The sequence below is a fragment of the Moorella glycerini genome (assembly GCF_009735625.1).
GTDB lineage: Bacteria > Bacillota > DSM-521 > Neomoorellales > Neomoorellaceae > Neomoorella > Neomoorella glycerini.
Map to the genome: position 1 here is coordinate 3,212,719 of NZ_CP046244.1, position 21,679 is coordinate 3,234,397.

Annotated in this window: 23 protein-coding genes, 1 pseudogene and 1 riboswitch; of the genes and pseudogenes, 5 read left to right on the plus strand and 19 right to left on the minus strand. The window is 51.7% G+C overall.

All coding sequences use genetic code 11. The features are described 5' to 3' along the window. Nucleotides 1-129: 129 nt before the first annotated feature. From MGLY_RS16050 to MGLY_RS16120, 16 genes and pseudogenes are all read right to left on the minus strand, one after another. The gene (locus tag MGLY_RS16050) at nucleotides 130-1,320 is read right to left on the minus strand and encodes an MFS transporter (protein WP_156275548.1); all 1,191 of its coding nucleotides are present in this window, start codon (nucleotides 1,318-1,320) and stop codon (nucleotides 130-132) included. Nucleotides 1,321-1,492: 172 nt separating this feature from the next. Beyond that, entirely contained in the window at nucleotides 1,493-1,921 is a 429-nt protein-coding gene (locus MGLY_RS16055) for a universal stress protein (RefSeq protein ID WP_156275550.1), read from the minus strand. Between the two features lie 3 nt (nucleotides 1,922-1,924). Next, nucleotides 1,925-3,094: a cation:proton antiporter gene (locus tag MGLY_RS16060; RefSeq protein WP_156276555.1), complete on the minus strand. Its 1,170-nt coding sequence runs from the start codon at nucleotides 3,092-3,094 to the stop codon at nucleotides 1,925-1,927. A 115-nt stretch (nucleotides 3,095-3,209) separates the two neighbouring features. Further along, a riboswitch (Fluoride riboswitch) is annotated at nucleotides 3,210-3,268 on the minus strand. 112 nt (nucleotides 3,269-3,380) lie between these two features. Then, the gene (locus MGLY_RS16065) at nucleotides 3,381-4,532 is read right to left on the minus strand and encodes a sensor histidine kinase (RefSeq protein ID WP_246187362.1); all 1,152 of its coding nucleotides are present in this window, start codon (nucleotides 4,530-4,532) and stop codon (nucleotides 3,381-3,383) included. 15 nt (nucleotides 4,533-4,547) lie between these two features. Beyond that, entirely contained in the window at nucleotides 4,548-6,164 is a 1,617-nt protein-coding gene (locus MGLY_RS16070) for a HAMP domain-containing protein (protein WP_170291139.1), read from the minus strand. Further along, a complete protein-coding gene (locus tag MGLY_RS16075) occupies nucleotides 6,157-6,528 on the minus strand; it encodes a DUF192 domain-containing protein (protein ID WP_156275556.1) in 372 nt (123 codons plus the stop codon). Before MGLY_RS16075 ends, MGLY_RS16070 begins: the two co-directional genes overlap by 8 nt. A 34-nt stretch (nucleotides 6,529-6,562) precedes the next feature. After that, nucleotides 6,563-7,486, minus strand: a complete 924-nt coding sequence (locus MGLY_RS16080; protein WP_156275558.1) for a type II secretion system F family protein — start codon at nucleotides 7,484-7,486, stop codon at nucleotides 6,563-6,565. Between the two features lie 11 nt (nucleotides 7,487-7,497). Continuing rightward, entirely contained in the window at nucleotides 7,498-8,277 is a 780-nt protein-coding gene (locus tag MGLY_RS16085; protein WP_211661939.1) for a type II secretion system F family protein, read from the minus strand. Between the two features lie 201 nt (nucleotides 8,278-8,478). Then, a complete protein-coding gene (locus MGLY_RS16090) occupies nucleotides 8,479-9,837 on the minus strand; it encodes a TadA family conjugal transfer-associated ATPase (protein ID WP_156275560.1) in 1,359 nt (452 codons plus the stop codon). A gap of 141 nt (nucleotides 9,838-9,978) precedes the next feature. Next, on the minus strand, nucleotides 9,979-11,199 hold the full coding sequence (locus MGLY_RS16095) for a CpaE/TadZ family protein (RefSeq protein WP_156275562.1): 1,221 nt from the start codon (nucleotides 11,197-11,199) through the stop codon (nucleotides 9,979-9,981). Nucleotides 11,200-11,287: 88 nt separating this feature from the next. Further along, nucleotides 11,288-12,016, minus strand: a complete 729-nt coding sequence (gene cpaB / locus MGLY_RS16100; protein WP_156275564.1) for a Flp pilus assembly protein CpaB — start codon at nucleotides 12,014-12,016, stop codon at nucleotides 11,288-11,290. A 16-nt stretch (nucleotides 12,017-12,032) separates the two neighbouring features. After that, on the minus strand, nucleotides 12,033-12,974 hold the full coding sequence (locus MGLY_RS16105; protein WP_156275566.1) for a pilus assembly protein TadG-related protein: 942 nt from the start codon (nucleotides 12,972-12,974) through the stop codon (nucleotides 12,033-12,035). Between the two features lie 6 nt (nucleotides 12,975-12,980). Continuing rightward, complete coding sequence (locus MGLY_RS18365) at nucleotides 12,981-13,217, minus strand: hypothetical protein (RefSeq protein WP_246187363.1); 237 nt, start codon at nucleotides 13,215-13,217, stop codon at nucleotides 12,981-12,983. Nucleotides 13,218-13,229: 12 nt separating this feature from the next. Next, nucleotides 13,230-13,388, minus strand: a pseudogene (locus MGLY_RS18910) (TadE/TadG family type IV pilus assembly protein); the annotation flags it as partial. Continuing rightward, complete coding sequence (locus MGLY_RS16115) at nucleotides 13,385-13,897, minus strand: A24 family peptidase (RefSeq protein WP_170291140.1); 513 nt, start codon at nucleotides 13,895-13,897, stop codon at nucleotides 13,385-13,387. The gene MGLY_RS16115 and the pseudogene MGLY_RS18910, both read right to left, overlap by 4 nt. Before the next feature lie 84 nt (nucleotides 13,898-13,981). Next, nucleotides 13,982-14,158 (minus strand): Flp family type IVb pilin, encoded by a 177-nt coding sequence (locus MGLY_RS16120; RefSeq protein ID WP_083476437.1) that lies wholly within the window; start codon nucleotides 14,156-14,158, stop codon nucleotides 13,982-13,984. Nucleotides 14,159-14,396: 238 nt separating this feature from the next. Between MGLY_RS16120 and MGLY_RS16125 the strand changes: the two genes are divergently transcribed. Genes MGLY_RS16125 through mqnC form a run of 5 tightly spaced genes read left to right on the plus strand, consistent with a single transcriptional unit; the run spans nucleotide 14,397 to nucleotide 18,949 of the window. Further along, nucleotides 14,397-15,029, plus strand: coding sequence for a TetR/AcrR family transcriptional regulator (locus MGLY_RS16125; protein WP_156275572.1), 633 nt, complete (start codon nucleotides 14,397-14,399; stop codon nucleotides 15,027-15,029). Continuing rightward, nucleotides 15,022-15,879, plus strand: a complete 858-nt coding sequence (locus tag MGLY_RS16130) for an MTAP family purine nucleoside phosphorylase (protein WP_156275574.1) — start codon at nucleotides 15,022-15,024, stop codon at nucleotides 15,877-15,879. The genes MGLY_RS16125 and MGLY_RS16130 overlap by 8 nt, the downstream gene beginning before the upstream one ends. A gap of 32 nt (nucleotides 15,880-15,911) precedes the next feature. Further along, complete coding sequence (gene mqnE / locus MGLY_RS16135; RefSeq protein ID WP_156275576.1) at nucleotides 15,912-17,030, plus strand: aminofutalosine synthase MqnE; 1,119 nt, start codon at nucleotides 15,912-15,914, stop codon at nucleotides 17,028-17,030. 13 nt (nucleotides 17,031-17,043) lie between these two features. After that, on the plus strand, nucleotides 17,044-17,910 hold the full coding sequence (locus tag MGLY_RS16140; protein WP_246187364.1) for a menaquinone biosynthetic enzyme MqnA/MqnD family protein: 867 nt from the start codon (nucleotides 17,044-17,046) through the stop codon (nucleotides 17,908-17,910). Further along, on the plus strand, nucleotides 17,879-18,949 hold the full coding sequence (gene mqnC / locus MGLY_RS16145) for a cyclic dehypoxanthinyl futalosine synthase (RefSeq protein ID WP_156275581.1): 1,071 nt from the start codon (nucleotides 17,879-17,881) through the stop codon (nucleotides 18,947-18,949). Before MGLY_RS16140 ends, mqnC begins: the two co-directional genes overlap by 32 nt. Before the next feature lie 140 nt (nucleotides 18,950-19,089). On the opposite strand, the gene MGLY_RS16150 is transcribed toward mqnC, so the two are convergent. From MGLY_RS16150 to MGLY_RS16160, 3 genes are all read right to left on the minus strand, one after another. After that, nucleotides 19,090-19,896: a DNA adenine methylase gene (locus tag MGLY_RS16150; protein ID WP_156275583.1), complete on the minus strand. Its 807-nt coding sequence runs from the start codon at nucleotides 19,894-19,896 to the stop codon at nucleotides 19,090-19,092. Between the two features lie 175 nt (nucleotides 19,897-20,071). Then, nucleotides 20,072-20,296, minus strand: a complete 225-nt coding sequence (locus MGLY_RS16155; protein WP_211661941.1) for a hypothetical protein — start codon at nucleotides 20,294-20,296, stop codon at nucleotides 20,072-20,074. A 58-nt stretch (nucleotides 20,297-20,354) separates the two neighbouring features. Next, a complete protein-coding gene (locus tag MGLY_RS16160; protein ID WP_170291141.1) occupies nucleotides 20,355-21,632 on the minus strand; it encodes a Ger(x)C family spore germination protein in 1,278 nt (425 codons plus the stop codon). Between the last annotated feature and the right edge of the window lie 47 nt (nucleotides 21,633-21,679).

The following is a 21,679-nucleotide window of genomic DNA, read 5'->3' on the forward strand; positions in this document are numbered from 1 at the left end:
GTAGAAATTCCATGGACAAAGAGTGCCTCTTGTTTTATTAACGAACCGCGTGGTCAGGAAAGGGATTTCTGGATAAGCAGTTTACACCTGCTGGCGGGTTATAAAAATTAAAGATGGTATTACAGGGATTCAACGAAAAGTATTTTTACCGACATAGAGCATCAGCAACACCGAAAGTAGCTGGGTTGCTACTGAAAAGGCTACCACGTATCCTGCTGATAGGTCGTAAAGCATCCCCATTAATGCACTTCCCAGAAACCAAAATATACCATAGCCGGTATTAAACACCCCATAGGCAGTACCACGCCTGTCAAGGGATATCATATTGGCCACGGCAGCGCGTAAGACGGATTCCTGCGCCCCCATGCCTATGCCCCAAATTACCATTCCAACCAGAGCCATGGTGAAGCCTCCTAAAAACACCAGAGGGGCAAACAAGGATGAGACCAGACCAGCAATAGCCAAAACATAAATGCCTATCCGGTCGAACAAATACCCGAATATTAAAGCAGCAAGGGCATCGGCTATCATGGCGATAGCATAAAGTATGGGAATCCAATTACTTGATACCAGTGATCCTTTGCCTAAATGATAAGCAATTAAGGGATAATCAACGTAACCTGCCGCTATGAAAGCAACTGCTACCAGGTAGAGCCAAAATGTTCTTGGTAATCCCTTGCCCGCAGGTATGGCTTGGGCCGCTTCCAGCTCTCGAGGAGTTGGGTATAAAAGCCTGGCAACAGCAAGGACTGTAATCGCTAAGATAGCCGGGATAAACAAAACGGCAAACCCAGTTTGATAGCCGCCTCTTAAATAAAGTACTAAAGCTACAATCAGCGGGCCGGTAACGGCCCCGATTTGATCCATAGCCTCATGGAGGCCAAATCCCCATCCCCTTCCCACTTCCGAAGTAGCGTGGGAAAGCATGGCATCGCGGGCAGGAGTGCGAATAGCTTTGCCTACTCGCTCAGTAATCATCAAAATGGCCGCTAGCTGCCAGTTGCCTGCCAGGGCCAAAAGGGGTACCGCAAAAAGGTTAAGAATATATCCCACAATTGTAATGGGCCAGTATCTCCCTGTACGGTCGCTTAAATAGCCGGAAATCAACCGTACGCCGTAACCCAACAATTCGCCTAGTCCGGCAACGAAGCCAACCACTGCCCCGCTAGCCCCCAGCAATGCCAGGAAAGGCCCGGTAATGCTGCGCGCCCCTTCATAGGTCATATCGGAAAGCAGGCTAACAATCCCTAGTAAGATAATAAATTTAAATGCCTTTTGTAGCGAAGGGGTTATTTTTTTGCCTTTACTCTGTTCCTCCATCAGGAAACCTCCTTAAAATTTATAGCCCCAAAATAAGGGAATAAATGACTCCTGCCTGCATTATCCAGACAGGAGTCATCAGCGCCATGAGCGCATTTTCGAGATTTCTCGAGGCCGACTCCTTGGCCTCGGATTAAGCTAAATCAACTTTTCTCCAGAATTTATCCTTCCCTTATTTTTTCCCCTTAATTATTAACACCGGACAGCTCGCCAGTCTTACCACGGCCTCCGAAACGCTTCCTAAAAGGTAACGCTTGATACCACTTAAACCCCGGGCACCTAGTACCAGTAGATCATAACCCTCCTCTTCCACCAGGCGGGCCAGGGTATCGGCCGGGTGGCCCGGCACTACTCTGGTGGTTAAGGTTAGACCTTCACGGGCAGCCAGGTTTGTAGCTTCTTCCAAAGCTTTGCTAAAAAAGTTTTTGGCATCTTCCAGAACCCCATTAACTTCGTCTCTGGTATCGGCAAAATCGGGTACATGGGCCACGGAAACAACGGTAATTTGCGCCCCGTATTTTTTAGCCAGGTCGAGGGAAACATGGAGAGCTTTCCTGGCATGAGGCGAACCATCGTAGCCTACTAGAATCTTGTTAAACATGGTTTAATTACCCTCCTCTTTTTGGGGTATCAATGCATGGCGCCGTTTTTCTTGTTTTACCGCCGGTGCCAGGTCGGGCCGGAAAAAGGCCTGGGCAATCATTGTCGGTACTACGGCGCTAAGAATAACTACCGTCACCAAAATCGTATACTGGGCCTGGCTGATATAGCCATGGTTCAAGCCAAACAACGAGGAAATGGTGCCGAAGGTCAGCCCGGTAGACATCAGTAAAGTGGTATACATGCCTTCCCGCGGTTCAAATTTAAAGAAACGCGTTGCCGGCCAGACACCAATGAATTTAGTTGCTATTTTAATCAAAAGCGCGATGATAATTATCCCGGCGCTGGTAATCACTGCTGGAAGGGAAACAAAAAGTCCAGCTTTTAGAAAGTAAAAAGGCGTCAAGAAAGCAAAGGCCATAGTCCGCATTCTTAAAGTCAAATTCTTCTCTTCGAGGAAGAAACCGGCAACGGCCAGTCCTAACAGGTAAGCCGGCAAAACAGCTTCGCTATTAGCCATGGAGGCCAGCCCGCCCAGCAAGAAAAGGAGAAAGAACAGGTACTTAATTTCCAGTTGGCTTACCCGGTTACCATAATGCTGGATAAATAAACGGCTGAAGCGCGGTACTATAGCCAGGACTACGGCTGTTACCGCAATAAATAAGACCATCCAGGCATTAAAATTGGCAAAAAGAACTCCCAGGGCCACTACTGTCCCTAGATCCGTTATAAAACAGGCCGCCAGGATAATCCGGCCTAATTCACTTTCATTCAGGCCGGTCTCTACCATCACGGCATAGACCACGGCTACGGAGGTAGTCGACAGGGCAATACCGGCAATTTCAGCCGCCGGCAGAGTCCAGCCCAGGGCATAATAAGCATAGGCAAAAGCCCCGCCAAAAGGCAAAGCAAAGGAAAGCAGACCGATTGCTACGCTTTCTTTAAACCTGCTGCGCAAAACTACCGGATCGACCTCGGCCCCGGCCAGGAAGGTGAGGATAATGCTGCCAACCCCGGCCAGGAAATCAACCCACGGCGTGGTGTGTAGACCCAAAAAATTACCGCCAATTACGCCCACCGCTATTTCCATCAAGGAAATGGAGATCCCTGTCCAACCGGCCAATAAACCTCCTGCCAAAGCTAAACCCAGCCACTCGGCTGCCACGAGCCACATGTTTTCCATCAGCTTAACCTCCCCTTTTGTTAGACCAGGGATCGGCATGAGCTTTAAAAAGGCTTGGGCAGCTCGGGGCGCGTAACAATAAAAAGCTCCTACCGATCACTGGCCGCTTTCGGTAGGAGCTATTAGCTCATTGAGCATTAGGCGAGCTCCATCGCCGTTGGGGGGTAATTCGCCCCCCGGTATTGTCTAAAGAATATTATAGCAGCGACATCTAATATTGCAAGTATTTTTTAGTCTAGTCTAGCGCAAGCTGCCCTGCGAGCATGAAGGTATTTGTTTAAGCCTGGTCCTGCAAAGGTATCGTGATGCTAATATGGGTACCTTTACCCGGGGCGGTGTTAATTTTCATCTCACCGTTTAAGAGCTGGACCCTCTCGCGGATGCCTACCAGCCCGTAGCCATTACTCTCTTTATCGCCCTGGACAGAGTTTAGCTCAAATCCCTTGCCCATATCGCGGATCGAAATGGTAATCTTATCGGGCAGCATCTCCATTTTAACCAGGGCGCTTTCGACCTGGGCGTGCTTTTTAATGTTATTAACCGCCTCTTGAATAATGCGAAAAAGGGCTGCCTCTATGGTGGTGTCCAGCCGGCGCTCCTGCCCGAAGAAAAGAAATTCAATTTCCAGGCCGTATTGTTCCTTATAAGTGGCAAAGTACCGTTTCAACGCCGGGGCCAGGCCCAGATCGTCGAGGACCATGGGCCGCAGGTCAAAAATAATCTTGCGGACGTCCTGCAAGCTCAGCATGACGATATTTTGCAGGGCCAGCAATTCCTCCCTGATTTTACCCGGATCTTTATCTAAAAGTTTCAGGCAGTACTCGGCCCGCATAACGATGTTGGCCATGGACTGGGCCGGGCCGTCGTGAATTTCCCGGGCAACGCGCTTGCGCTCTTCCTCCTGGGCCCGGATAATGCTGAGGGCCATCTGCTGTGTTTGCTGCAGTTCCCCAAGCTTTAAGCTCAAATCGTGGAGCCCGCCGTTTAAATAGGTTAGGACCACCCCTACCTGGGAAATTAACTTTTCTGCCCTCTGGATAGTTGTTTGTAAACGGCGGAGGCTCATTTCCAGGTGATTGCGCCGGTATTGCAGCACCTTCTCCTTTTCCCTGAGCTTAATAAGTTCAATCTGCAAATTATAGGCCGTATCGTAGGCAGTTTTGATATCTCGCTCGGTATAGCGGTTAAAGTCTCTGCTTACCTCTGCCAAACGCAACCGGGCTCTTTTTTCCGCCCGCTCCAGCTTATCAACCTCCGTTATAATGGCGTTCAACTCATTCTTGACTGCTGTCAATTCACTACTAACCAGGTTCGCCTCAGTGCGTGTATTTTCAGCGATATCATAAATCTGAGCCTGACTGCGCTCAATGGCTTCGATAGTTTCTTTGACGATGCGATCCAGGGTACTGATGTCCAGCACCGGGCTCACCTCGCACCAAAGGATTTAAGTTTTATACTGCCAGGCTAAAGCTTTAAGGCGTTCGATCATCCGTAATAGCTTTTTGGCCAGGGAATCAATTTCTTGCCAGTCGGCTAAGGGTAACTGGCCGTCACTGCTTAAGCTACCCTGTAACAATTTATTTAAGGCAGGGAGATAATCACCGAAATCCTTGGTTAAGGTATGGGAAGTAGTTGCCAACCATTCCAATTCCTCCCGGATTTCGAGTTCTACTTCTTTCTTTCCCTGGAGAATCTGCCTGAGCTCCACCCACGTCGTAGTGGAAGCAGCCAAATTGTCTTGTAACGCTCCGACCTGGAGCAGGCTTTTTTCCAGCGCCTCCCGGTTAGCTCTGCAAGCATCCATCAGCGCTATGAGTTCCAGCCTGAGATCTTTTAGATAAGTGTATGTATCTCGCAGTGCCTGGCTTAAGTTTTCGGCAGCGGTGGTTAACCCCTCATTCCCCGATTTTGCCGCCTCTAAGGCCACCTCGACCACGAAGGGAGCCAAATGCTCGCTAAGCGCCGCCAGGTTAGCAATACCCGCTGACCAGAGCTCTCCCTTTTCCAAAAGTAATGCTTGTAATTTTTGGCTTTCAGCCAGTTCATGGTAAAAGTCGTTTAGTTTGCTGGTGGCTGTTCTAACAGCCGTGGCTCCCTTTTCAGCGGCCCCTAAAGCATTGTTGGTCAGAGTGAAACTCGCGTTTTGGCGCTCGCTGGTTTGCTGGAAGCGATTTACCAGTTGTTCTGCCAGGGAGGCTGACAGCGCCAAAGCCTTTAGCTGTTCCTCAGCATTTTCTTTCAGGTAAGCCAGGTTGCGGAGGAAACGGCTATTGGTGCGGCCTGCCGTTTGGAGGGAACTATGGAGTTGCTCCATTCCTTTCTGCACATCGGCAATACTTATTTTAACTGACTGGATTAAGTTGGCTAAATGAAAAGACATGGTGTTAAAGGAATTGGCGAGATCGCCCAATTCATCTCCACCCAAAACGTTTGCCCGGGAAGAAAAATCGCCGGCAGAAACCAGTTCTGCGGCAGCCGTTAACTCGGCTAAGGGTTTTTGCAGGATTCGCTTGGTAAGTATGGCTGCTAAAAAAATACCGGCCAGAACAGCGGCCAGGGCAAACAAGGCCCAATCAACAGCCATAGCTAAAGTGGAATTTTTTAATTGCGCCGGGTTAAGGCCTAAGCGGACATAACCAATAGTCTCGCCCCCAAAGGGCGTGATGGGAGCCGTGAATTCATTTGCGGCTGCCGCCGTATCGACGCCGGCTGTCTTCCCGCCAGCCGGAAAATTGTTAGTACTTGCGGCCAGCACCCTGCCGCTGGTATCAGTAACGACTACATAATCTATGTTACCATACGAGTTGAGCTTGTGAACAATACCTGTTAAAAAATCAAGGTTTCCTGATAAAATATATTCGGCAGCAAACAGAGCTACTGTACGGGCAATTTCCTGGCCTTTCCCCTGGTATTCCCGGCGGATCAGGGCCTGTTCACGAAGAAAAAAAGAGGACCCGACCACGGGGATTATAAAGAGTAATAGTAAACCCAAGGCTAGAGTTATTTTGTTGATAACCGAAATACGCCTGCTGCCAATAGCTAAGTTAATTCCTTTAAACATACGGCTCCTCCCTATCATCAAACACTAACCTGTCACCCATTCTGGTGTTAGTTTGCTTAAGCCGCCCCGCCGGTAGTTCCACCACCAGCCTGGAGCGACGGATGAGGGGACTAAAGCGAAACGGCCGCAAATTGGCCAGGGTAAAAAGAACCTGGCCATCGGCAGCGACAAAGAGCACGTCCAGGGGAAATTTAAGAAAACAAGTATGGATTGCCTGGCAGGGTAACAAAACTAAAGCTTCCTCCTCACCCACTGCCGGGCGCCCCATCCACCCTAACAAGCGCTCGTAAAAGGTGCGGGCCAGGCGAACTTCTTTGGCCAGCACGACCTGTTTGGTAACGTTAAATATAATTATTTTAATCACCCCATATCCGGCTAGACCGCCCGTTTAAACACCCTTACTTAATAAAATACTTCGTAATCTGAATTACTGCCGGGCCCAACAAAACTACAAAAATGGCCGGGAAGATGAAAAAGACCATGGGAATCAGCATTTTTACCGGCGCTTTCATAGCCAGTTCTTCAGCCCGCTGGCGGCGTTTAAGGCGAATTTGTTCCGCCTGCAACCGGAGGACGTTACCGATGCTTAAGCCCAGCTGGTCGGCAAGGATTACTGCGCCTGTAAAAGAAGCCAGATCTTGTACCCCGGTACGACCTGACAAATCGCGCAGGGCTTCGGCCCTGGGCTTACCCATTCTTATCTCCTGCAAAGTAAGGCCAAATTCCTCCGCCAGGGGACCTTTGCTTTTCTCCACTACCTTAAGTAAAGCGCCGTCAAAACCGAGGCCGGCCTCAACACTTACCGTCAAAAGGTCCAAAACGTCAGGCAGGCTCTTTTCTATTGCCTGCTGTCGCTGCCGGCCTTTGACTTGCAGGTAAAAATCCGGTCCATACCAACCGGCCAGCAGCCCCAGCAAACTAAGGATAAATATACTCTGAACCTGTTGTACCAAACTCGTTCCTGCTAACGCGCCCAAAACAGCTGCCAACCCGCCGGCTAAGTATTTTATCACCAGGAGTTCCCGGGGCGCTATTTTACTTTGGAGATTGGCGTAATTTATCCTGCGGCCCAGTTCGGCTTCTTTTTCGGCCGGTAACATTTTGATCAATTTTTGGCTCCACATGCCGAGTATGGGCTTGATAGCGCGTTGGTAGAAAGGGGCTTTGAGTTCCCGTTCCCTTACCGTAGAAACCGGCTGGCTGCCCAACACCTCGCTTATCCGCCGGGTCTTCCTTGGGTTGGCTCGGGTAAGTTGCTGGTAAAGCATGACGGCTAGCAGAAAAAATAGCCCAAAAACCGCTACGGCAATGACCAAAGGCATATGCGCCACCCCTAAACTTCAATACTAATGATCCTACGAATTATGATAACGCCCATGAGCTGCGCCAGCACGGCACTAAGTAGCATGATGACGCCGGTTCTGGTGGTAAAAAGAAGGCTTAAATAGCCGGGATTTAGTAAGTAGATAACTGTGGTAAGGACAACGGGTAATAAACCGATAATCAGGCCCGATATCCTTCCCTGGGCGGTCAGGGTTTTAATCTCACCTTTGATGCGTACACGCTCCTTGATGGTATGGGCGATATTATCCAGGATTTCAGCCAGGTTGCCGCCTACCTGGCGCTGGATTAGGACCGCCGTGATTACCAGGTCCAAATCGTCGCTTTTTACTCGTTCTGTAAGGCCGAGCAGCGCTGTTTCGGTAGAACTGCCCCAATTCATCTCTAATAACGTTATACCAAATTCCTTAGCAATGGGATCGGGCATTTCCCGTCGCACCATGTCCATGGCCTGCAAAAAGCTAAAACCAGACCGTAAGGCGTTGGCCATAATCACCAGGGCATCACCAATTTGACCGTTAAATTTAATCCGGCGTTTATTTTGTTTGACCCGCACGGCAAAAAAGGGCAGGTACCCGCCCAAGCATGCCGCCGTTATCGCGAAAGGCAAGTTATTTGTAAAAAAGAAAGATATAATCCCCAGTCCTAAAAGCAATAAAAAAGTTAATCCCAGGAATTCCTCCCCTTTAAGGAGGACATCCGCCCTGGTAAGTTCCTCCTCCAGCTTAGTCTTCAAGCCCCTGGCTCCCAGTATTTTCCCGATTAATTCCAAAGCTTTACGGCTAGCTTTACCTTTCTTGCCCTGAAAGTTGCTCCAAACCCTCGGCCTTTGCTTACCTAAAATTTTTTCCAGCTGTGCTGTCACTAGCACCTGCTCCTGGTACCGTAATCCGGTTAAGTAAAAGGTCAAAAGAAACATTGCCAGGAAAACCATAACTGCAGTTACGACTGGTACCGTCAACAATCTCCCCTCCTAAAGAATTGACGAGCTGAAAATCTCAGGAGGCAAAACAATGCCGTTAGCTTCTAACTTACTTAAAAATTTGGGTCTAATCCCGGTGGCTAAAAAGCGCCCTTTTACCTTACCTCCCTGGTCATAGCCTTCCTGCCGGAAAAGAAAAATGTCCTGCAGGGTAATAATCTCCCCCTCCATACCCTGCACTTCGGTAAGGTGGGTAATCTTACGGGAACCGTCTTTGAGGCGACTCTGGTGGATGATCAGATCAATAGCCGAAGCTATTTGCTCCCGGATGGCCCTGACCGGCAAGTCCATTCCGGCCATGAGAACCATGGTCTCCAACCGGGAGAGCATATCCCGGGGTGAATTGGCATGACCGGTTGTTAAGGACCCGTCATGGCCGGTATTCATGGCCTGGAGCATATCCAAGGCTTCGCCGCTCCGTACCTCGCCAACTACAATGCGATCGGGACGCATCCGCAGGGCATTCCTCACCAGGTCACGGATGGTGATGGCTCCCCGGCCTTCAATATTTGGCGGCCGACTTTCCAGGGTAATTACATGTTCCTGGCGTAACTGGAGTTCGGCGGCGTCTTCAATGGTAACTATCCTTTCGTCACCGGGTATAAAGGAAGAAAGGATATTTAAGGTGGTTGTTTTACCGCTGCCAGTACCGCCGGATACGATGATATTTAGCCGGCCTTTAACGCACATTTCCAAGAACTTGGCTATCTCTGGCGTTAAAGTGCCTAATTGAATTAGATCCTCAATAGTTAAAGGATCTTTAAAAAACTTGCGAATGGTAATGGTGGGCCCGTTTAAGGCCACCGGCGGAATGATAGCGTTAACCCTCGAACCGTCCGGTAAGCGGGCATCGACCATGGGCATACTCTCATCAATTCGCCGCCCGAGAGGAGCAACAATTTTTTCGATAATGTGCATGACATGGGCATTATCGCGAAACCTAACGTCAGTGAGCTGTAATTTACCCCTACGCTCCACATACACTTTTTGCGGCCCGTTGACCATGACCTCGGAAATTTCCGGGTCATTTAAAAGGGGAGTAATGGGGCCAAAAGCAACCGCATCATCGGTAATTTCCCGCGCCAGGCGCTGGCGTTCTGCCCGCGGCAGGGGGTCCCCTTGATCGGCCAAAATCTCTAGAACCCGTTGTTCAATCTTAGCAGCTAACTCCCCGCCTTCATTGTCGTCTTCTAAGGCTTGTGCTTTCAATTCATCAATTATTTTCTTGTGCACCAGAAGTTTTAGCTGGGCGTAGGGGTCTTTATTAACCGGGAAATTCATTCTTTCCCGCCTGTTGCCGTTTTCCCTGGCATCCTCTATTTGTTGCTCTAAGCGGGCTAATAGGGACATGGGCTTAACCTCCCTAAAACCAGGTATAAACATGACGCTAAGAACCTTAAAAACCGGGCTTTAGTGCTTACTCCTACCTGGTCCTTCCAGGGTTTAAGGAAGGATTAGGTGGGAGAGTTAAAACAGGGTACCGGGAAAGGGTTAAAGCAGCTTACTTAGAAAGAAGAATCTTTTTTGCCTGCCTTTAATACGCTTACCCATTGCCGCAGGCATAAAATTTTCCGCTAATTCTTTAATCCTTTGGGCTATGACGCTCCCCGGGTGGGTCAGGACAAATGGATGACCCCGGTTAACTGAGGCAAGCACCATTTTTTCTGCTTGGGGTAATATTGCCAGGGGCGTAACGCCAAGACTTTGCTTGATTTCAGCCAGGGAGATGCCGTTTCCCAGGGTGGATTTGTTAAGCACCGCTTTAACCTTGCTAGCCTGATTTAAGCGTTCCAGTACTTCCAGATCTGTCTTGGCACATTTCAGTGCCGGCAAATCAGGTGTAAAAATAAGCAAAATATCGTCGGCTAAATCCAGGGCGCTTAAGGTTAAGTCATTGAAAGCAGGAGCAGTGTCTACAACTATATATGCGTAGTTACCCTTCAATAGTTTAAGAATGGCTTCTATATCCTTAACCGCCACAACTTCTGCCTGTTCCGGCTTTAATGGTGCCGGCAAAACCTTAAGCCCTGAGAGGTGAGGATAAAGATAGTTGTCTACCAGGGAAATCTCACCGCGATCTTCTTCCTGAACCAGCTCAGCAATGGTACCCTGGGGAAGAATATTAAGCATTAAGGCCACATTGCCGCTTTGCAGGTTTAAGTCGACCAGGGCAACGTTTTGCCTCGTCTCCCGGGCCAAGCTGACGGCCAGATTGCAGGCTAAGGTGGTCTTGCCAACTCCACCTTTACTGGAAAACACGACGAGCATCCGATTGGCCGGTGCCGTTGTCTGGGGAGCTTCCTTAGGCGCCGGAGCCCTCAGTTGCAATATTTGCTGTTTCTGGGTTCGCCCGACGCGACGAATAGTTTCGGCTAAATCACTGCTGGTGAAAGGCTTTACCAGGTAATCCCTGGCACCGGCGGCCATGGCCTTGCGCAGGTATTCCGACTCCTTTTGGATGGAAATGATGACCACCGCCGTTTCAGGCACCCGGCTGGTAATGGCTTCGGAGGCGGCAATACCGTCCATACCGGGCATATTGATATCCATTAGAACCACATCAGGCCGCAGGGCCTCGACGGCACGAATGGCCTCTTCACCGTCACTGGCTTCACCGATCACTTTGATATCTTCTTCGAAATAAAGTAGACGCTTAATATCTTCCCGGGTGGTAGAGATATCGTCGACTATTAAAACGCTGGTCTGGCTCATATAAACCCCTCCGCAAACTTGCATCCCTATTACCTGAGACTACTGTTAGCCGCAATTGCTGTTTGGTAATAGGTTTACCTGCCGGCTCTTAACGTACTAGCTGCGGTATTTTTATTGATGGCAGGGTAATAATGTCCTGGTCAGCAGGTGCCCTTAAGAGCAGTCTAATGCTGCCTTTTTCCGAGCAGAGAACTATAGGTTGTGCTTGCTCAGGAGTCACCATTAGCGTCACATTGCGGTAACCAATTTGCTTTTTTCCGTCAGCAACCGGCTGGCCAGGAGCGGCCAGGGTCTGATCTACGGAGAGCACTTCTACGTTTTGGACCAGTAAGGAGGTAAGGCCGGCTTTCTCCTGACCGGCTGCCGCCGGCAAATCAAAGGTCCCCAGGACATCGACCCGATCCCCGGGGCGCAACAAGCCGGCCAAACCGGAAACATCATTTACGGCCACCGTTATAGCCCTCTTACCGGGGCTTATAAGAAAAGCTAGACCGTCGGCAGCATCTTTGCCGCTGGCCAGTTTTTCAAGGCGCAGTATCTCCCCGGGTAGGATCTCCGACTTAACCGTCTTGCCCAGGGCTTCCTTGGGTTCCGTAATGGCCTTGGCACTGATATATTGGGCTGGCAGTTCTTTGACTTCGATCATCTGGGTGGTGATTGGCGTCCTGGCCGGAATCCGCACCCGCGCCACCACCACCTGGATAAAATCTCCCTTTTGCTGATAAGTCTTTTTCAAGTTATCCAGATAATAGTAAACCAAAACAGCTGCCACCAAGGCCGTCACTAAAGATAAGACCAAAAGCAATTTGTTGCGCATGGGCACACCTCTTTAGCTATTGCACCAGTTTAACGCCCTGCAAGCCGTAGTTTCGCTGGCCCGGATCCGCTTCGCCCGCTACAACGGTGCGAATAAAATAACCTTCAATAAAGTTTTCATTGCCCTCCCCGCGAACCTGTTCCACTAAAAAAGCGGCAAAGCCGGCAATAATTATGGACTTGATCTGGCCGTCTTGGACCAAATTGGGTTCATAAACCGGTAAAATCAGGATGCGGGGGCAAGCGGGAGCAAAATGTTCTGGTGTACAGGGAGGCGAATGCCGGCAGAGCTCTAGACGGTAATCAATGGCCCTCTTGGTTGGGTTGGACATATTACCCGTCTCGGTATTAACAACGTCGCCCACCGCCAACCTGCCTTCATAACCGTACTTTAAATTGTCCTCGTAATTGCTGGCGCCACCACCGCCTAAGGACAGGGCTGAGTAGGTACCCGGACCGAGGGGGGAGTCCTGGCCGGCACCTTGCTTGAGAATATACTTGCTCCCAAACTGGAAATCTTGATCTGGAACCGCCAGCGGCGCTGCACCCCTTACCGCCTTAATTCCGGCAACCATCGCCACCCCTCTGGCCCTAACCTCACCGCGCTCAAAGCCCATTAACCGGGCCAAAAAATAATTTACTTCTTTACTTGCCGTTACGGTAAGGAAGTTGCCATCTGCCGAAACTTCCGCCTGAACTGTTTCGGTGGCCCCATTCATAAGGGCGTAGTCAATAGCTGTATTCCTGGCCAAATCAGGATTGCCAGGCAGCTCCCTGGCCCCGGCCAGGGCGGCAGCATCAACGGCATTAATTAACAGGTGACGGTTTAAAGCCAGAAGACCCAGATCAATAACTAAGGCAGCAAAAGATAACATGGCCACCATATTTAAGGCCACAAAGACTGCCGCGAAGCCCTTCTCCTCCCGTAATAATTTGCCAAACTTTGATCGGCTTACCATGGCACCCTATTCCACTCGCATGTTAGTCTCGGCTGTTAAGGGAAAGGGGTTGGGTAGTAAACTATTGAGGACCGGTGTAACTAATTCTACGCCGTAAGTCACCTTCACTTTAAGCGCAGTTCCGGGGTTACGCAGTCCTTGTTCTGGAACAATGGTAATATCGCCGTCGGTGAGGCTAAGGGTAAAAGCCACTTCCTTTACCCGGTCCCGAATTTCGTCATCGCTCGCTCCAACGACCCCCATCCGGGCTCCTTCTCTGCTAGCGCTGGTTAGAACCAAATAGCTATGTAAAATCCGGCCCATATCCAAACTGCCCATTACCAGGAGGAGTAAAAGCGGTAGGATTAAGGCCAACTCCACCAGTGCTTGTGCTTGACGGCCGCTAAGAAGTTTTTGCCACCACAATTTTTTCACCAGCTCAAGTAGGTTAACAAAGTACCCAGGGCTAGAACCGCACCGTAAGGCAGCGTCTCCTCAATGCTGGTCTGATTAAGGCTAAACCTTGACCCGGTTACAGGTAAACCCCGGGACAAAAGATAGGCATTAATGAAAAAAGTATTTAATGTAATTAAAAACCTCCCTTTACGGGTTAGATAAACAAAAGCCCACACGCCACCCACCAGGGCACTGAGTAAAAAGGCACGCAAGGTAAAATATGGGCCTTGCAGAGCACCGATAACCGCCAGCATCTTGACATCGCCGGCCCCGAGTCCACCTAAATAAAAGGGCAACAATAATAGCAAGAAGCCTAAAATCATACCTGCTAAACTCTGCCCGACGCCGCCAATCCCGTTGGTCAACCAGGCATAAAGAAGGCCAAAAATAATAGCCGGTAGCAGTACCCGATTATAAATCTGGCGCTTACTTAAGTCCGTATAGGCGCAGGTAAGCAGGAAAATAATCAGTACCGCGTCTTTTAGCACTGGTATCAACCCTTTATTGCTCTTAAACCTTTTAAAAGTCGGCCCTACTTAAGAGCTTGAACTCAAGTAGGGCCGCTTTGTAAGTTAGTTGATTGCCTGTCCGGAGAGCTTATTGCCCACTCCTTCGAATATATGTTGAATACCGCCGCTTAAAATTCCCAAAGCACCAATTAGAACAATTGCCACTAGAGCGATGATTAAACCGTATTCAGCCATTCCCTGCCCGTTTTCCTCATGAACAAGCCTTTTAAGTAATTGCATTATCCCGCCTCCTTTCGCAATTGTTAATTTAATTTTAGCAATTTAGCGGAGAAGTTCCATCAGACTTCGGTCTCATTTTAAGCTATGACTTTTGTCCTATATCGTTTCAGGACCGGTCCTAATTTTTACCGCCTTAATTTAAGCTTAATTTAAGATTGACGTCCTCCCCTGAATGTTCTAGAATTGCAATTGAAGAGTTGAATGCCTGTTCATTGCTTGAAAATTGGGGGAAGGGTTTTTGGTTTACCGGCGGACGAAAAAGGTAGATCAAAAGCTGGAGGCGCGCCTGCAGGCCATAATGCAGGCGGCGAGGGAAGAATTTGCCCGGCACGGGTTTTATGGTACTTCGGTTAAAGATATCGCTCGCCGGGCGGGGGTGGGCATCGGCACGATTTACTTATATCTGCGTAATAAGGAAGCCCTCTTTACCGCCCTGGTCAACGAAGCCTATGAGATGGTCCTGGAACGTATTGCCCGGGCCCGCAAAAACGCCGCCGGTGGACGCCAAAAACTCCAGGTTTCTATGGAGGCAGCCCTGGCGGTCTTACAGGAAAACCGTGACCTGGCCCGGGTAATGCTGGTCCAATCGCCGGCGGGCCACCCGGCGGTGGCAGAACAACTCTACGACCTGTTACGGCGTCTAACGCAGCTTGTAGAGGAAGACGTGCTGGAGGGCATCCAGAGGAAGGAGCTACCGCCCCAGGATGCCCATGTCGCAGCTTTAGCCTTTGTAGGTACCTTTTACCAGGTGGTCATTAGCTGGCTGAAAGAGGGCATTCCTTCTGATTTGACGGCGGCGGGAAAAGAGCTGGTAGCCTATAACTTGCGCGGTCTGGGTTATCGCCTGGAAGGAGACATTGGGAATGGCTGAAGGAAAGATACTGGCGGATATTGGCTTTATCGGTGGCTCGGGCACTTTTAGTTTGAACTTTCCCGAGGAATTAGAGGATCCTCGAACAGAGATTCTGGCCCGGGATGTGGTTTTTGCTACCCCCTGGGGTCCCAGTGCTCCCTTAATCCTTTTTCGCACCGGTGACCCACCGCGCCGGGTGCTGGCGGCCAAAATGCATGGACGGATTCCCGGAGTCTCCTGGGGCGAGAGTTCACAGCGCCTGTTCCATGCCTTTATGCAGGCTAAAGTCCGGAAGATCATTGCTGAGGGCGGCGTAGGAAGTGTGAATCACCTCCTGGATCTGCGGGACATTGTCGTGGTGACCGATTACATTGATTTTTCCATGCGCCGGGATGTGGGGTTGCAGGAGGGCTACCTGTCAATAATGCGCCAGCCTATTTGCCCTTCCCTGCACAAAACTCTGGTAGCAACAGCTAGAGAAACCCCCCTGGGGAGGGTCTTTGACCGCGGCGTTTACCTGGTGACAGATGGGCGCCACTTTGAGAGCGTAGCCGAAGTAAACCTGTTTCGCCAGTGGGGGGCGGATGTCGTAGGCCAGACCCTCTGCCCCGAGGTCTACCTGGCCAGGGAAATGGGGGCCTGCTACGCCGGCATCTACCTGATAGTAAATTACGGGGAAGGTGTGGTGAAACCCTGGGAACACAGGGAGTTAAAGGATATCTTTTTTGATGATGCCCCGGCCTTTGGCCGCATTATCCTGAAGGCCCTGGGACGAGTGACTTTTAATGAGGACTGTGGTTGCGCTACGCTGCGTAAACCAACCCTTTTGCGCCCGGAGAATATCGGTAAGTCTTATCCTGATGCCTAAGATAGCTACACCAGAAGGGAGTTTGACAGGCCTTGTCTGCCATTGTAGAACATATCAGGACGGAACTCTCCCGGGGAGAATTGGCGGCCGTAGCTGCCAGGGTGTATGCCGGGCAAAGGCTGAGCCGGGAAGACGGTATTCGCCTGTTTGAGAGCCAGGACCTCCTGGGCATCGGGTTCCTCGCTGACCTGGCCCGGCAGCGGGCTTGCGGCGATGACGTTTACTTTATTAATAATGCCCACATTAATCATACTAATGTCTGTCAAAATCTCTGTGATTTATGTGCCTTTGGTAAACAGGCAGGCAGTCCGGAGGCATACACCCTTACCCTGAGTGAAATTGAGGCCAAGGCCAGGGCGGCGGCCGCCGCAGGGGTCACCGAGATTCACATTGTCGGAGGTTTGAATCCGGAACTGCCGTATGAATACTACCTGGACCTGATCCGTACGGTGCGCCGGGTAGCACCCCGGGCCTGCATCCAGGCCTTTGATGCCGTAGAAATTGACTATATAGCGACCCAGGCCGGGCGGCCTGTAGCTGACGTGCTCCAGGAACTCCGGCAGGTGGGCCTGGATTCCCTTCCCGGCGGCGGGGCCGAAATCTTTACCCCGGAGGTGCGCCGGCGCCTTTGTGCCAGGAAAATTGACGGCCAGCGCTGGCTCATGGTCCACGAAACTGCCCACCGCCTGGGTATACCCACCAACGCCACCATGCTCTACGGCCACCTGGAGACAGCGGCCGACCGGGTGGACCACCTCCTGGCCCTCCGGGAACTCCAGGACCGGACGGGTGGCTTTTTGGCCTTTATACCCCTGGCCTTTCACCCGGCCAACACGGCCTTTAGCAACCTGCCGGGAACCACCGGGGTGGACGACCTGAAGGTGCTGGCCATCAGCCGCCTGCTCCTGGACAACTTCCGTCACATCAAGGCCTTCTGGATTATGATGGGACCGAAATTAGCCCAGGTGGCCTTGCATTTCGGGGTTAACGACCTGGATGGTACCGTCCGGGAAGAACGTATTTTTCATGACGCGGGAGCCGCTACGCCCCAGTACCAGCCTGCCGCAAGCTTTTTGCGCAGCATCCGGGCCGCCGGCCGGATACCGGTGGAACGGGACACATTATACCGGGAAATCCGCCGCTATGCCTGAAAGGGGGATGGGGATGGGCATGGAATGGCCACGGCTGGGCCGGGTGAGTTACCTGAACTGCCTGCCACTATTTCACGCTCTGGAGACGGGGCGGGTAAAAGTACCGGCCAAAATAGTTGCTGACCACCCTGCGGTTTTAAATAAGGCCTTCCGGCAAGGGGAACTGGAGGTCACGGCCGTCTCTTCCCTGGCTTACGGGCAGTTTACAGAAGAGGCCCTGGTTCTACCGGGATTATCTATCTCCTGCCACGGCAAGGTTGGCAGCGTGGTCCTGGTCAGCCGGGTACCGGTGGCGGAACTCGGGGACCGGCCCCTTTCCCTTACACCTTATTCGGCCACCAGCGTGGTTTTGTTGCGTATCCTCCTGCAACGGTTTTATCGCGTTGCGCCAGACCTTTTTATTCGCCCGGCCGGCAGCCCCCCGGATTGGGGCCAGCCGGAAGCATTGCTTGCTATTGGGGATGAGGCCCTGCAGGTTGTCCGGGCAGGTCGCTACCCCTTTGTTTATGACCTGGGGGAAGAGTGGCGCCAATTAACCGGCAAGCCAATGGTCTTTGCCCTCTGGGTCGCCAGGAGGGACTTTGCGGCTGCGTACCCGGCGGAACTGGCCGGTATCTGGCAGGCTTTACAGGCAGCCCGGGCCTGGGGAAAAAGGCACCCGGGGTCCCTGGCGGCGGTAGGAGCCCGGCTGCTGGGGGTGGAGCCGGAATTCATCGAGGAATATTTTACCCTGTTAAACTATGACCTGGATTGGCCCCACCTGGAAGGCCTTTTAACCTTCTACCGCCTGGCCCATGCTGAGGGCTTACTACCACATCCGGTAGCTCTGGAAATTTGGGGAGGAGAAGATGAAGGAAACTATCGCCTGCAAAGTGCTTGACGGTGAGCGTTTGAGTTTTCATGAAGCGGAGCGCCTTTATCAAGAGGCCGGCTTGCTGGAACTGGGTTACCTGGCCAACCGGGTCCGCCAGAAGCTGCACCCCGAGGGGACGGTCACCTTTGTCGTGGACCGGAATATCAACTATACCAATATCTGCGTCAATGCCTGCCGTTTCTGCGCCTTCTATCGCTTGCCCGGAGATCCGGAAGGGTACCTCCTCAGCCGGGAGGAAATCGGCCGTAAAATAGAGGCTACCCTGTCTGCAGGTGGGACCCAGATCCTGATGCAGGGGGGCCTGCATCCCGAACTTGGCCTGGCCTGGTTTGAGGATCTCTTTTCCTGGATTAAATCTCGCTATCCGGTCACCCTTCATTCCCTATCCCCCGTAGAAATCGACGACCTGGCCCGGAAAGAACGGCTGCCGGTGGCCGAGGTTTTGCAGCGGCTGAAGAAAGCGGGGCTCGATTCCTTGCCCGGCGGAGGGGCGGAGATTCTGGTCGACAGTGTTCGTAACCGGGTTAGCCCTAAAAAGACCTCCACGTCCCGCTGGCTGGAGGTGATGCGTGCAGCCCATGCCCTGGGAATGAAATCAACGGCCACTATGGTTTTCGGGTTGGGAGAAACTATCGGTGAAAGAATTGCCCACCTGGAGGCTATCCGGCAGCTGCAGGATGAAACCGGTGGCTTCACGGCCTTTATTCCCTGGAGTTTCCAACCCGGCAATACCGACCTGGGTGGTGAGGAGGCAGGCGCCTGCGAATACCTGCGCATACTCGCCCTTTCCCGGATTTACCTGGATAACTTCCCCAATATCCAGGTCTCCTGGGTAACCCAGGGAACCAAGATAGCCCAGACGGCCCTTTTCTTTGGCGCCAACGATTTCGGTTCCACTATGCTGGAGGAAAACGTAGTCCGGGCGGCAGGGGCTTCCTTCCACGCCGATCAGGAGGAGCTCCTCCGCTGCATCCGGGCGGCCGGTTTCCGGCCCGCCCAACGCGATAATGAGTATCATATTTTGCGCTACTACGAGGCAGTGTAGTAATCAGCGCCAGCCCAGGCGCTTAGCTATTAGCGCGCATCAGGACCGGCGTTACCAATTAAACCTGTCGCTATGTGTTTGCCTTTGGTGTCATGTAATATTTGTTCGGGCAATAACGGCCGCTATTTGGCAATTACTCCCTAACTGTAATTCCTGATTACCAGTTCAGTTACCGGTCCGCGCCTGTCGGCGCGGCAGCTTATGACCCTCCGGGCATGTACTTCTGTAATATCATAGCCACGATAAAGCTCCCTGATAAAAGGAGTATCAGAATTACTGAGCATCACCAGACAATTTCTCCTATCAAGGAGCTTAAAGACTCCGGCCAGCCGCTCCTGATCTTCTTTGCCAAAGGATTCCGAAGTATAGCTTGTAAAGTAAGCCGTTGTTGACACGGGATGGTAGGGCGGGTCAAAGTACACAAAATCACCCGGTCGGGCATAATGTAAAACTTCGCTAAAATCCCCGGGGATAATCCTTGCCCGTTGGAGGGCGGTATTGACAGCACGGAGGTTCTCCTCATCTACTATCTTCGGGTGTTTGTAGCGGCCAAAAGGGACGTTGTATTTGCCCTGGCGGTTGACCCGCCACAGGCCGTTATAAGCCGTTTTGTTTAAATAAAGAAAACGGGAGGCCCGGCTTACTTTATCCAACTGTTCCGGGTCTTGCGACCGGATGGCATAGTAATACTCCCTGTCGTTACGATGCTTTTTTAAGTCGGCGAGCAAGAGCTCTAAACTATCCCGCACTACCAGATAAAAATTAATCAGTTCCGGATTGTTGTCCATAAGCACGGCTTCAGGGGGCATTAAATGAAAAAATACGGCTCCGCCGCCTAAAAACGGTTCTAAATAAAGGTTAAACTTTTCCGGGAAAAGGAGTTCAAATTGCAGTAATAGCTGACCTTTCCCCCCTGCCCATTTTACAGGTGGCCTGGGTTTTACCATCAGTAATACCTGGCACTCCTCACTAAGGCCAAAATTGAGCCCAGGCAACGCTGTGCGCCAGGAAATGAAGCAAAGCGATGCCGCGCTCCTGGAAAGGTTGTTTTGTTCCTCCGCTTAAATATTTTACCATACTACCAGAAAACCGGAAACCCGTAATCTCTTTTCAGCAGCTGCCTTATTCCTGGGGGCCCAGGACGAGCCGGGCCAGCGGCTCAAAAAATTTTATGAGTGCCTCCGAAGGAAAGAATATTTTATGCCCCAGGGACCAGGGGACCCCCAGGGCCAGCCCCAGGAGGGAGAGGACGGCAAAAGCGACTAGTTCCCGCCAGGCCCGGCGCCGGACCAGGGGCGGGACATCCAGGAGGAAGATAATGGTATATACAACCACTAAAATGAACAAACCTGCCATTAAGGCACTCCTTACATAACAAGTCTTAGCAGGGAGCCGGTTGCTTTAACTAGCGCGCCCCGGGCTGCCAGGGACGACCTGTCATCCCGGTACGTCTTAATTTAGCTTCCACGCTGATGGTAACAGGCAGCTTTTTAAATTCTTCGTTCCAGCGTCCCTGTAACTGGCGCCACAGTTCAAGGTGCCGGCGGTGGAGGACGCCGCCGAAGCCGAAAACATCAGTTCCTGCCGTCTTGGCCTGATTGAGGGCACTGCTGATTTCAGCCGTAATCTGATCTGCCATCCGGCTTTCTAGCGATTTAATGGCCTCTTCCCTGGTAAAGTCCAGGCTGCACTGCTGTTCCAGAAGCTCGCCCTCCACCTTGACCTTGATCTTGCCCTGGAGCTGGCCCCCTTGCATGTCGATGCTTACTTCTGCGTGGGCCTCAGTAATATCTACGGCAACCTTCGTATTATTTTCCTGACAGCTTAACGCCAGTACGGCCCGTCGCACTTTATTGCGCACCCAGGCCCAGCCGCGGGTTTGCTCTTTATCCAACCACGCCACCAGTTTGTCGTGGTAAAATAGGCCGGCGCCGTTGAGGCGCACCGTCCTTACTGTTTCCGGTTCCTTTACCCGTCCCTCTGTACCCCCGGTTTCCCGGGAACCGCCGCTGCTTGACGGCGCAGCAGTGCCAATAAGGGGCGGGAACGGCTGGGGGCTGAGCTCCACTACCGGCAGGACAGTGGTTGCCGCTTCACTGGATAAATCAAAAAAAACGTCGTTGACATTGGGAATAAAACCGTAGCCGCTGCTCTGCACCCACTTATGGAGACCGCTTATTTCCTTGCCCAGGTTAGATTCCATGTCCCCCTGCTCTTTGATTAATACCTCCCGTGCTGCTCCCCGGGTAAGCAGGATTAAAGTCGTGCGGCGTAATTCCGGGTGCCGGTCAATAAAATCGAGTAACTCTCCCAGGCCCTGGCGGGCCATTTCTTCTCCTACCAGTACAGCGTTAGTATGGGCCAGATAAACCCGGCGGGGGAGACCGGTGGTAATTTGCCGGCAGGCGGCTATAAGGGTTTCTCCCCAGCCATTGCGGAGGGTGGCCTGGCGATGAGGTAAAGTTCCCCCTCCTCCCCTTTCACCCCCGCCGGTCACACCCGGCCGAACGAATTCATAGGTTAAAAGACGCTGCTCTCCTGCCAGGTCTACCGCCATGCTGGACAGGAAGGCCAGTTCATTTATCTCCCGGCGATCCCAGCAGCCGCTCAAGAATATAGCCATCAAGATGGCTACCAGGCCATAAGTTGCATATAAAAAATTGCTCCTGTCTTTAAAAGCCAATATACCACTTCCTGTTCGAATGCGCCACTGAACGCTATAAGCCGGTC